This window comes from Butyrivibrio sp. WCD2001 (genome assembly GCF_000424485.1).
In the GTDB taxonomy this organism is placed as follows: Bacteria; Bacillota; Clostridia; order Lachnospirales; family Lachnospiraceae; genus Butyrivibrio.
Map to the genome: position 1 here is coordinate 66,484 of NZ_AUJZ01000006.1, position 12,786 is coordinate 79,269.

Annotated in this window: 8 protein-coding genes; 6 read left to right on the top strand and 2 right to left on the bottom strand. The window is 43.2% G+C overall.

Going from position 1 to position 12,786, the window contains the following annotated elements:
• Nucleotides 1–17 precede the first annotated feature (17 nt).
• From G630_RS0106840 to G630_RS0106850, 3 genes are all read left to right on the top strand, one after another.
• Nucleotides 18–1,499: an ABC transporter substrate-binding protein gene (locus G630_RS0106840; protein WP_026498147.1), complete on the top strand. Its 1,482-nt coding sequence runs from the start codon at nucleotides 18–20 to the stop codon at nucleotides 1,497–1,499.
• Between the two features lie 160 nt (nucleotides 1,500–1,659).
• Nucleotides 1,660–2,577, top strand: a complete 918-nt coding sequence (locus G630_RS0106845) for a carbohydrate ABC transporter permease (RefSeq protein ID WP_022761221.1) — start codon at nucleotides 1,660–1,662, stop codon at nucleotides 2,575–2,577.
• An 88-nt stretch (nucleotides 2,578–2,665) separates the two neighbouring features.
• On the top strand, nucleotides 2,666–3,520 hold the full coding sequence (locus G630_RS0106850; protein ID WP_026498149.1) for a carbohydrate ABC transporter permease: 855 nt from the start codon (nucleotides 2,666–2,668) through the stop codon (nucleotides 3,518–3,520).
• Nucleotides 3,521–3,645: 125 nt separating this feature from the next.
• Here G630_RS0106850 and G630_RS25700 read toward each other — a convergent pair whose 3' ends face one another.
• Complete coding sequence (locus G630_RS25700; protein ID WP_330363774.1) at nucleotides 3,646–6,414, bottom strand: carboxylesterase family protein; 2,769 nt, start codon at nucleotides 6,412–6,414, stop codon at nucleotides 3,646–3,648.
• 248 nt (nucleotides 6,415–6,662) lie between these two features.
• Between G630_RS25700 and G630_RS21045 the strand changes: the two genes are divergently transcribed.
• Nucleotides 6,663–8,135 (top strand): glycoside hydrolase family 43 protein, encoded by a 1,473-nt coding sequence (locus tag G630_RS21045; RefSeq protein ID WP_081667827.1) that lies wholly within the window; start codon nucleotides 6,663–6,665, stop codon nucleotides 8,133–8,135.
• A complete protein-coding gene (locus G630_RS0106865) occupies nucleotides 8,132–9,703 on the top strand; it encodes a glycoside hydrolase family 43 protein (protein ID WP_026498151.1) in 1,572 nt (523 codons plus the stop codon). Before G630_RS21045 ends, G630_RS0106865 begins: the two co-directional genes overlap by 4 nt.
• 61 nt (nucleotides 9,704–9,764) lie before the next feature.
• On the opposite strand, the gene G630_RS21050 is transcribed toward G630_RS0106865, so the two are convergent.
• A complete protein-coding gene (locus G630_RS21050) occupies nucleotides 9,765–10,751 on the bottom strand; it encodes a helix-turn-helix transcriptional regulator (protein WP_081667828.1) in 987 nt (328 codons plus the stop codon).
• Between the two features lie 477 nt (nucleotides 10,752–11,228).
• Between G630_RS21050 and G630_RS0106875 the strand changes: the two genes are divergently transcribed.
• The gene (locus tag G630_RS0106875) at nucleotides 11,229–12,773 is read left to right on the top strand and encodes an endo-1,4-beta-xylanase (RefSeq protein ID WP_196805765.1); all 1,545 of its coding nucleotides are present in this window, start codon (nucleotides 11,229–11,231) and stop codon (nucleotides 12,771–12,773) included.
• The last annotated feature ends 13 nt before the right edge of the window (nucleotides 12,774–12,786 follow it).

Consider the following 12,786-nt stretch of genomic DNA (forward strand, 5'->3'; position numbering starts at 1 on the left):
AAGGGAGGTAAAATTTCATGAAAAGAAAGTTACTTGGTGTATTGCTTTCTACAACAATGGTTGCAGGAATGATTGCTGGTTGCGGTGGCAACAGTTCAGCACCTGCTACAAGTGAGCCCGCAGCTGAGGAGCCCGCAGCTGAGGAGCCTGCAGCTGAAGAGACAGCTGAAGAGCCCGCTGCAGAGGAGACTGCTGAGGAGCCTGCAGCTGAGGAGGCTACTGAGGAAGCAACTGAAGAGACAACTGAAGAAGTTGCAGCAGATGAGGGTAAGGTACTCAACATCTATGCTTGGAACGAAGAGTTCAAGTCAAGACTTACAGATCACTATAAGGGATATGAAGAGGTTGACGCTACACACGGTAAGATCGGTGATGTAGATGTAGTTTGGAACATCACTCCCAGTGATGACAACGCTTATCAGAACAACCTTGATGAGACACTTCTTAAGCAGGCTGATGCAGCTGATGATGACAAGATCGATCTTTTCCTTGTTGAGGCTGACTACGCTCTTAAGTATGTAGATACAGATTACACAATGGCACTTGCAGATCTTGGTATCTCTGATTCAGATCTTGCAGATCAGTACACATATACACAGTCAATCGTAACAGACAGCAACGGTAAGCTTAAGGGATCTTCATGGCAGGCATGTTCTGCAGGTCTTATCTACAACCGTGACATCGCTAAGGAAGTTCTTGGAACTGACGATCCTGAAGAAGTTCAGGCAGCTGTAGCTGATTGGGATAAGTATGTTGAGACAGCTAAGAAGGTTCAGGAAGCTGGTTACACAATGTGCTCTGTAAACGACACATATCGTACATATTCTAACAACGTATCTGGTAAGTGGGTACAGGATGGCAAACTTGTTATCGATGATAACCTTATGAACTGGGTAAACGACTCTAAGGAACTTGTTGATGCTAAGGCTGAGAACACATATGACCTTTGGGGCGATGACTGGGCAAAGGGCAAGACTCCTGATGGAAAGATCTTCTGCTACTTTGGACCCGCTTGGTTCTTCAATTTCTGCCTTGATGCTGATCAGGATGGCACAGTAGCTAACCAGGGTGGTTGGGGTTACTGTGAAGGTCCTCAGGGTTACTTCTGGGGCGGCACATGGATCTGCGCAGCTACAGGCACAGACAATGCTAGTCTTGTAAAGGATATCATCCTTACAATGACAACAGATAAGGACGTTCTTAAGGAAATCGCACAGAAGGATGCTGACTGTGTAAACAGCAAGACAGTTCTTAACGAGCTTGCATCTGATGATTCAGGTAACCTTGCTCTTCTTGGCGGACAGAACCCTTATGCACAGCTTGCAGCAGGTGCTGAGACAGTAGATCTTTCAAACCTTTCTGCATACGATCAGGGATGTAACGAAGAGTTCCAGAACGCAGCAAAGAACTACTTCGAAGGCAATGCAACTCTTGACGAGGCACTTGATATGTTCAAGAAGGCTGTAGTTGAGAAGTATCCTGAGGTTACAACAGACTGATATAAATAATAAAGGCAAAAAGCCTGTGAATTAGATTATGAGGGGATTAGCAGGGCGCATGGAGTTTTCCAATGCGCCCTGTATAATGAATATCTTTAATCTGACATTTACGAAACGCCCCAATAGATGATTTGGGAAGAGATAGAAAAGGGGAATGCTTATGAATAAAAAGAGTAAAGTCGTAAGCTACAATAAATGGGGATACATTTTCCTTATTCCTTTTATTGTTGTTTATCTTGTTTTTCAGATGGTACCGCTTGTAACTACCGTCTACAATTCTTTCTTTGAGAATTACCGTTCAGGTCTTACACAGATTGGACCCAACTTTGTGGGACTTAAGAATTATGTAACTATTATTACAAACGGCGATCTGCCGACTTATCTTAAAAACACTTTGATAATGTGGGTTATGGGCTTTGTGCCTCAGATTCTTTTGTCGCTTCTTCTTGGTGCATGGTTCACGGATCCGTCACTTAGACTTAAGGGACAGGCATTTTTCAAAACAGTTATTTACATGCCCAACCTGATCATGGCATCCGCATTTTCAATGCTGTTCTTTACATTATTTGCTAATACAGGACCGATCAACTCACTTCTTTTACAGCTTGGAGTGATCAAAGAGGCATATCAGTTCATGTCTCATGTATGGTCTGTTCGCTCACTTATTGCATTCATGAACTGCGTTATGTGGTTTGGAAATACGACAATTCTTCTGATGGCCGGAATGATGGGTATTGACCCTTCACTCTTTGAGGCAGCTCAGGTTGACGGAGCTACAGCTACTCAGATTTTCTATAAAATAACATTACCGCTGCTTAGACCTATCCTTGTTTTCGTTATGATCACATCACTCATCGGCGGACTGCAGATGTTCGATGTTCCTCAGATTTTGACAAACGGAACAGGTGATCCGATGCGTTCATCAATGACTCTGATCATGTATCTGAATAAGCATCTGTTCAGTAAGAACTATGGACTTGGTGGTGCACTTTCAGTATTTATGTTCATCATTACCGGAATTCTCAGCCTTATTGTATTTAAGTTCACAGCTTCCGGTGAGACAAAGAAGAAACACTAAAATAGAGCATTTGCTTTATTATCATTGATTTAGAGAGGAAAAGAATATGGCAGCTGATTCAAGTATGGCTTTAGAAAATAGAAGCCTTATGGCGGGACAGAAAGAGAATGGTGCTTCTGTTCAGGTCAGAAGAGTAATTTCATATGTTGTGCTGATCCTGGTATCTTTCCTGTGCTTATTCTGGTTCTATGTGCTTTTCATTAACTCAACCAGATCACATCAGGAACTTAGTGCAGGCTTTACAGCAATTCCCAGCACACATCTTATTGAAAACTGGACAAACCTTAAAAATGGTACATTACCGATTTTTAACGGTATTTTTAACTCGCTTTTAATAGCAGTTGTTACTGCAGTATTATCAACATATTTTTCAACAATGACTGCTTATGCTATTCATGCATATGATTTTAAATTGAAGAACTTTATGTTTACTTTCATCCTTATGGTCATGATGATTCCCGCACAGGTAACTGCGCTCGGTTTCTTACAGTTGATCGGAAAGATGGGACTTGATGATTCATTTATTCCGCTGACAATTCCTGCAATTGCTGCTCCTTCCGTATTTTTCTACATGAAGCAGTATATGGATTCAACTCTTCCGCTATCACTTATTGAGGCTGCAAGAATTGATGGATCAGGTGAGTTCAGAACCTTCAACAGTATTGTATTACCTCTTATGAAGCCCGCTATTGCGGTTCAGGCGATCTTTACCTTTGTAAGTAGCTGGAATAACTACTTCACACCTGCACTTGTGCTTCATACAGATACCAAGAAGACACTTCCTATTCTTATTGCACAGCTTCGTGCAGCAGACTGGCTGAAGTTCGATATGGGACAGGTTTATGTAATGATTGCATTCTCAATCTTCCCTGTAATTATTGTATATCTGCTCCTTTCAAGATACATCGTTGGTGGTGTCACTCTCGGTGGTGTAAAGGGTTGATATAAACTTTATACTTACTCTTTTTAAATAAGCGTTAGTAAAGGAAAACCACGGCATGTTATGTGCCGTGGTTTTCTGCATGTGCGCCTTGCGGCGCACTGTTTTATGTATTTTGTAACAATATATCAATGTAACATCTCAAAACTCTTCAAAGAACCACTGCCGCTTCCTACAAAGGTGAGGTACAGAGCGTTAACTCCGGTTATGGGAGCGAAGCTGCAGGTTCCTTCTTTCCAGATATTCTGGGAATCAACCTTGATTTCTCCGAGGACTTCTCCATCCCATTTTGTTTTCACCTGGACAACTCCGTTGAAATAGCCTCTTGTTTTGATTTTAAGGCCTGTTACAGCCTTCATATCAAAGTATTTGAAGCCCGCTGTGGAATTATTGCAAAACTGTCTTATATAGCCGATTTCGGGATCTCCGTCGCCGCCATCCTGAACAACCCTGGGACCTTCGCCGCCAACGTAGATGTCATGCTTTTCCGTAAACAGATTGCAAGCTATATATGCGGGATATTCGCCTACATCGGATAAAGGTCCGCCGTTAAGGCCGCAGGAGGTTATCTCCGCCTGAATTATGCTTCCATCAGGCTTAAATTCAAGCTTTTCAGCGCATCCCTGTCTGGAATACCAGGTGTTATTTGTATGTCTGTGATAGAAGATATACCATGAATCGCCGATTTGAACCATGCTTCCGTGGTTATTTGCACCTGATGCCATGGACATATCTGCTTTTTTGTAAGAATCGATATGTAAATCACAGTTACTTACAATAACACCGCCATAGGTAAACGGTCCCTCGGGACTGTCGGAAGTAGCGTAGCAGAGCTCATGCATTACTTCTGAGGAATAGATAAAGTAATATTTTCCGTCTTTTTTCCTTATAGAAGGTGCTTCGAAGAAAGCATGTCCTTCATATTCAGTTCCTTTGCTGTAGCAGCTACCGGGAGCAACGATTACGGGAGCTTTTTCTACTGTAAGCATGTCCGGACCAAGTACTGTCAGCATAGCACCGTGTCTGGATTTATCACCATGTCCGCAGAAGCCGGTGAAGAGATAAGTCTTATCGCCTTCCGTAAGTACTCCGGGATCAAACTGGGGTTCGTCGCCTTCTTTGTCGCCGAGTTTTGTTCCGTCCGGATAGTGAACATATCCGAGGAATTCATATTTTCCTGCGGGAGTATCGCACACTGCAACAGAAACGATTGATATTTTATCAAGTACATAGTATAGGTAATATCTGCCATCGGGGCCCACAGTCACGTCAGGGGCATAGAGGCACATGTGGCCGTCCTTGTTGAGCGGATCAGCGGTCTTTGGATAGATAACTCCTTCGTAGTGCCAATCTCCGAGATTGGCAACTGGAGCGGACCAGCATACATAGTCGCCTAGGCAGAAAGTCTCGCCATTATACAGGTCGTGTGAACCGTATACATAGACTCTGTCGCCGAATACATAAGGTTCTCCGTCCGGAATGTATTCCCAGGAGGGAAGATAGGGGTTAACTGCCTGCTTTTTACCTGTTATTCCAAGTCTTATGCCGCCTTCCTTTTGAGGAGTGGCACCTCTGCCATCAAATACCATCTCAGCGCGATTTTTATCGGTGTAGGGCTCCCATACGGGAAGATCTTCGCCGTCCCATCCTTTTCCGTTAGGATCGCCGGTTTTAATAAAGTTGGCAAACATATCGCACATTTTTCTTGCGAGTTCAAAATGTCTTCCCTCAAAGGGTCTCCAGCATTTTCCAAGAGACTCAAAGAAGAACCAGAGGTCTACGGAATGGAAGGTTCCGGGGGTGTCATCGCCCGGGATATCGGGATCAAATCTGTAATAGTAGTGATTCTGATTTCTGCCGTTTTTCTCTGCATCAAGGAAGACAGTCTTAACAGACAGCTCTACGCTGCTTTCGCCATCGATCTGGAACTCGTCTGTGGTATTTCCGGAAATAACCGGTACCGGAGCATTTCTTCCCTCAAGGAACTTTACGGCAGGATCCTCCTTGCAGAATATGCCGTCCTGAATAGGGAACATGCGGGGATGAGACTGCGCAAACTCACCATATTTTTCTCTGAGAGTAAAGACATCAATTTTTCTTGCTTCTTCAAGCGTTTTTACTCCGACAAATTCAAAGAATTCTTCACCGAGCTTCTCAGCCTTAGGCAAAGCAAGGGGTTTAAAAATATCATCTGTCATTTTTGGATGATGAATCATGCCGCTGATAACAACGGCACCCTTGATTTTGTCGAAGTTATCATCGCATGCGAGTTGGTGCATTGTGCTGCCGCCACCTGCAGACTGACCTGCGATAGTAATCTGATCGGGATTTCCGCCAAATGCGGCAATGTTTCTGTAAACCCACTCGAGACCTGCTTTCTGGTCGAGAAGGCCGAAGTTTCCGGGAGCATCCGGTGCTTCCTTCGTTATCTCCGGGTGAGAGAGGAAGCCAAGGTGATTTAAGCGATAATTAACGCTAACAACAACGATTCCGCGTCTTGCCAGCTTTTCGCCATCGAATTCCATCTCAGCTGTGTAGCCCCACTGAAAACCGCCGCCGAAGTACCATACTAGTACGGGGAGCTTTTCGTCTGTCTTTTTTGCAGGAGTCCATACATTTAAGTACAGGCAGTCCTCATCCATCGGAATTTCGGGATCAACGTGCCACTCTCTGCAGTAAATGTCGGTTCCAAGGCCCGGGGTATCCTGCACGGAAATGGGGCCGTATTCATAGGCGTTTAGTGTGCCTTCCCAGTCTTTGCAGGGCTGAGGCGCACGCCATCTGTTTTCGCCAACAGGCGGAGCAGCGAAGGGGATTCCCTTGTAAACGGTTATTCTGGGATCTGAGCCCGGAAGGCCTTTAACCGCTCCGTTTTCAACTTTAGTCTGTCTAAGCATTTCTTTTAATCCTCCATTTAAAGTTTCCTACTTTATACCTATTCTCTATTTTGATTGTAGCTATATTGGATTTCCGAGGTCTATGCGAATCTTGCTTTTTGTTTTCTAAAGATTGCTATGCACTACGCAATTTATGCAAAAAAATCAGCAATTAGTTTGTGGAAAGTAATGCCTGTTATCAATAAAATTTATTGTAGATTGGTATAAATATAGGGATTTGCGGTTTTCGCAAGATTTGGGAGGCAGTAATGCAGGTTTTAGAAGAAATGAACATGAAGGAAGTTTTTGCTAATATAAAACTTTCTAAAGCGGTAAAGGGTCTGTCTGAGCATAACCCGGTTATGACGCAGAGATTTGGTGCAGATCCGTATGCGCTTGTTTACGACGGAAGGGTTTATCTGTATATGACAGGAGATAAGCCTATGTATGATGCTGATGGCAAGCTTTTGGAAAATACATACAGCAATATTAATACAATATGTGTTGTATCATCCGAGGATCTTGTGAACTGGACCGATCATGGTACTGTCTATGCGGCATCAGAGACCGGTGCGGCAAATTGGGGTGCTAATTCTTGGGCTCCAGCTGCGGCATATAAAAATATTGATGGAAAAGACAAATTTTTCCTTTATTTTGCAAATAATGGAAATGGAATAGCAGTTCTGTCCGCGGACAGTCCGGTAGGTCCGTTCACGGATCCTATTAACGGGCCGCTTATTTCCAGACAGACACCTAACTGCGCGGAGGTTACATGGCTTTTTGATCCCGCAGTTTTAATGGATGATGACGGAAGCGCTTATTTATATGTAGGAGGCGGTGTTCCTTCTCTTGAAATGGCTGCAAATCCGGGTACGGCAAGAGTTGTAAAACTTGGCGACGATATGATCAGTCTTGCTTGTGATCCTCAGCCTATTGAGAATGTTCCTTTCCTGTTTGAGGATTCCGGAATCAATAAGATGGGCGGGAAGTATTTCTATTCATATTGCTCAAATTTTAGCATGACGCCAGAAGATGAGGAGAAGGAAGGCTATTTGCAGGGAGAAATCGTAACACTTGTGTCCGATTCACCTATGGGACCGTTTAAGCGTTATAAGCCTGTTTTAAGAAATCCTGAGCATTTCTTTGGACTTGGCGGAAACAACCATCATTGCATGTTTGAGTTTAAGGGAAACTGGTATATCACATATCATGCCCGCATTCTTGAGGAAGCGATGGGAATGAATGGCGGATACAGAAGTACAAATATAGATGTACTTGAGATTGAAAATGGCGGTCCGTCCGTTTCAAAGGGAACCCGAAACGGAGTTGTACAGCTTTCTCACCTTAATCCGTATGATGAGGTAAAGGCAGTGACCATGGCAAATTCTGCCGGAATAGACACTGTGCAATATGGTGAAGAGGCAGAGAGATGCGGTTCGGGTGATATGATTGTCACCGGGATGAGTGATGGAAGCTGGATTGGCGTTAGCGGTGCTGATTTTGGAAATGAAGAGCCTTTTGAAATTTGTCTTAAAGTCGGCGGCAATGGATCAGGTGCTATCCGCGTGAGCCTGGACAGACCGGACGGTGAGGTTCTTGCCTATGTTCCGGTGGAGGAACAGGACAACGAGGTAGCGGATGTGTTTGTCTCTTTGGATAAGACCCCGAGCGGAGTACACGATGTATTCTTTACTTTTGCCGGAGAAGGATATGAATTACATTCATGGAGATTTGTGAAATGATTAAAGAGAAGGTTTCCTTAGGGACAATAAATCCTATAATTCCGATGGATTATCCGGATCCGGATGTAATTCGTGTTGGGGATGTATACTATCTGGCCACTACAACTATGCATTTTTTTCCGGGATGTGAGATATTGAGATCATATGATCTGCTTCACTGGGAACACGCATCTTATGTATATGACAGGCTTGATGATACGCCCGGACAGCGACTTGCGGATGGTGAGAATATCTACGGAAAAGGTATGTGGGCTCCGTGTCTCAGATATCATAACGGTAGTTATTATCTGAGCTTTTGCGCTAACGACACGCAAAAGACGTATTTGTATAAGGCGGATTCAATTACAGGTCCATGGAAGAAGCAATATATTGAAGGTTTTTATCATGATGCGAGCATTTTGTTTGATGATGACAGGGTTTTTATCGCATTTGGTAACAGGGAGATAAAGCTGGTTGAGCTTGACAGTGACCTCAAGGGACCCAAGGAAGGCGGACTTCAGAGGGTGCTTGTGAAGGAGGAAGGCAATAATTTTCTTTCATATGAAGGGTGCCACTTCTACAAGATAAATGATAAATACTATCTTTTCCTGGTACATTCTCTGCCGGACAGATGGATGAGAACGCAGAATTATTTTGTTTCATCTTCTCTTGAAGGTGAATTTCGTGGGGGAGAGATATTTTGCGACGATATGGGATACTTCGGACAGGGAGTTGCCCAGGGGGGTATAGTGGATACTCCGGACGGACACTGGTTTACAATGCTCTTTCAGGATAGGGGCGGAGCCGGAAGAACACCGTTCCTGTTGCCGCTTCGATGGAAGGGAGCAGTTCCGTTTATAGAGGAAAATGGCAGACTTCCTGCAGAGATAGAGTTGTGCAATGCAGATCCCGGCTATGAATATCTGCCGCTTTGCGGAAGCGATGATTTTAGCGAAAGCGGGAAGATATCTGATGTGACTGATGGAAGAAAAACTGAAAAGCGGGAATATGACTGCTTCGGCATGAAGAGCTTTTGGCAGTTCAATCACCAGCCGGAGATGTCTCTTGTAAAGCAGGACACAAAAAAGAAAAGATTTCTCATACAAACCGACAGGCTTTGTGAGAGGTTTGATAAGGCGATAAACTCTTTGACGCAGAGAATGACGCTGCCTCGAAGCAGAGCAAGTGTTATTGTAAATGTCGAAGGATTAAAGGATGGTGACAGGGCCGGAATCGGCATTTTGTGTGAAGAATACTGCTATCTTGCCATTGAAAAGACAGAAAAGGGCAACGAGCTGCTTCTTATCTCCAACGAGGAGGGAGAAGAAGTAGAGAAATGCAGAGAATTTTTGGGAAATGATAAAGCTTATGCTTTCAGAATAGATGCAAATACCTTTGCACCTGTCGGTAATGCGACGGTATTCTGGAAGAAGCTTTCCGAAAAAGATTTCAATCCGATTCCATTTTCAAAGAGTCTTAAATTCACTCTGGCGCACTTTACCGGCTGTAGATTCGCGCTGTTTATGTTTAGTAAAAAGAACATCGGCGGAGAAGCTGCATTTTCAGAATTTAAATATGAGGTGTATTAAAAAACAGGGAAACGCTTATATGGGCGTTTCCCTGTTTGGTTTCTTAATAGTAGTTCTTTAATCAAATTATACTTGTAGCAAAGGAGTCTTTTTCAATTACCTGCTCATTGGCATCCGCTGCGTCATTTTTGTTATGGCTGAAGAGTGCTCTGTACTCTCCGGGAGTGCATCCTTTCTTGGCCTTGAAGGTTCTGTTAAAGGTAGAAATGCTCGAAAATCCGGCCTGAAGAGCAACATCTGTTATTGAAAGATCGTGCTGTGAGAGCAGGATTTCAGAGGCTTTGATGCGGCGACCTATAAGATAATCGTAAAAGGTGCTGTTCATGTACTCTTTGAAGAGTCTGGTGAAGTGGAACTTTGAAAAACCGCTGAAATCAGCAACTTCATCAAGGGTAAGGTCTTCGGTATAATGTTCGTCAATATATTCAAGAACGCCGTTAAGTCTTGTGAAATAATCTCTCCTCTTGTTCGGGCTGCTCTCAGTAAACAGATGAATCTGGTTGAGCTGACATCTGGTTAACAGGGTAAAAGCCTGAAGGAGATTAGCATAAATTGAAAATTCATAAAATTCCGTATTCTGGAAATATTCGTTCCAAATCTGTGTGAAAAGGTCATAGATTTCGCTGTAAACAGGCGCATAACTCTCGGGAGTTATGTGAATGCAGCTGTTTTTTACAAACAGCATACCGGTATAGTCCTTGACCTGTGAGAAGAAATCTACATTAAAAAGGCATATGAAGCGAGCTCCGCTCTCGGGAGCATGAAGATGGTGCATTTTACGGGGAGAAATCATGAGAATTTCTCCGGGAAGCACGTGATGAGGCTCGTTATCTATATCCACATCATAATAATTATCGATGGGAATGATCACTTCCATAGCATCGTGCCAATGGGGCAGATAATCACTGGTCTCGACATTATACCAGATGCGAACGGACGCATCCTTGGGGAAAATACTGTTTTCCTTTTCGGCGACCATGACCCTGTTTCTGAAATCGGTATTCTGCTGATAAAAGTTAAGATTGAGATTTTTCTTGCTGTTCTTCATAGTACCCTCTTAGTTATAAAACCAATATTCGACAAATAGATATTTGCTATTTATACGCAATTATTGCGAAACGCAATCTTATATTTCCGTACTTTAGCATATATTGCTGGATATAGTAAATAGAAAAAGCCCTATTTTAGCAAGTTTGTGAAATGCGTACAAGAAATGCATGCAAAATTTGGACTTAAAAAAGCAATAAGTGAGAATTAAATAGCAACAACAAAGAAGAAAAATTTTGCTCAAGGTTGTAGCCCACATTTTGCGATTATGAACAGAATATGTTCTATATATAAACTAATTATTAAAAAGGGGTGCATGCAAAAATACGGTATTGTATAATATTAACAAAAAGTGACTCCGTTTTTTGGGAAGTGTCTAGCAATAAGCGCGTATGGAAAAGCAAAATATGATAAGCATATTATTCTGTAAACGGCTAAACTTTAGTAACAGTACAGCTTTTAAGACTTTTAGCAAATTTTGAGAAGTAGAAAGGAATATTTCGGGATGAAATATGATCTTATAAAGCGCCGAAGGGTTGACGTCGCGGCATTACTGATGGCAGCGGCAATAATCGGTACAGGATGCGGACAAACCCCTGTAGGAAGCACTACTGAGACAAATAATGCGGAGGAGATAACCGCAACATCTGATGATTCAAATAATGAGCAGCAAGACACTGCAGATGAAGATGATAATAATGAAGCTTCTAATATAGAAGAAAGTGCTGAAGAAGAAACGGAGGCAGAAGAAGCTGAAGAGGAAAAGAGCGACGAAGAAAACGATGATAGCGCTAAAGAGAGCGAGGAGGAAGAGTTGCCTGCACTAAAGGACAGTGTTGAAAAAACAATGGGATGCAGGTTCGGATGTGCAATAACAGGGCAGGAGCCTTGGGATCTGAGCGTTTGGGATATAGTAACCAAGCATTTTAATTGTGTAACACTTGGAAATGAGTTGAAACCGGATTCGTTGTTCGGATACAGCAACGGAAAGTGTCCGGGAACTGAAGAAGCCGAGCTTAACGGCGAGACGATAACAGTTCCGGTTCTTACTTTTAAGAATCCCGAGAAGATTCTCGACAAGATACTTAAATGGAACGAAACTCATCCGGATCAGGCGCTGCAGGTAAGAGGACATGTTTTACTGTGGCATTCACAGACTCCCGAGTGGTTCTTCCATGAGGATTATGATAAGGAAAAGCCTTATGTGACAGCCGAAGAGATGGATAAGCGTCAGGAATGGTACATAAAGTCAGTGCTTGAACATTTTGTTGGCGAAGACAGTAAATATAAGGATCTGTTCTATGGCTGGGATGTTGTAAATGAAGCGATTTCCGATTCGACAGGAACCTACAGAACGGATACGGAGAGGCCGGATGAAGATCTCTCAGAGGATACACATGGTGGCAACTCAAGCTGGTGGCACGTATATCAGAACGAAAGCTTCATTATAAATGCTTTCAAATATGCAAATAAATATGCACCTGAGTCGCTTGAGCTTTATTACAACGATTATAACGAGTGTAATGCCAAGAAGAGAAGTGGAATCTTAAAGCTTCTCGAAGCGGTAAAAGCTGAGGAGGGTGCTCCCGGAGAGGGAACAAGACTTACGGCGATGGGTATGCAGGGACATTACAGCGTAAGCGGTCCTTCAACAGCTGAGTTTGAGACTTCTGTAAAAGCATACGGAGAAGCGGTTGGAAATATTCAGATCACTGAGTGGGATCTTTCGGCCAGTGATTCTTATGACAGCAGCGATCCGGCATCGGTTGAGGCTGAGTACGAGAAGAACAGAAAGCAATACAACCTTCTATATTATGTACTTAAGTCAGCACAGAAAGCCGGAACCGCAAAAGTGACAGGAATGACTTTCTGGGGAACCATTGATAAGTATTCATGGCTTCAGTTCCGCTCCAATGTAGGCGGTGGTAATAAATCGGGACAGTCACAATGTCCGCTTCTATTTGATAGTAAATATGAGCCTAAACCGAGTTTCTGGGTATTTGCAGAGACAGATTCGGAATAAAAGAATTTGGTGG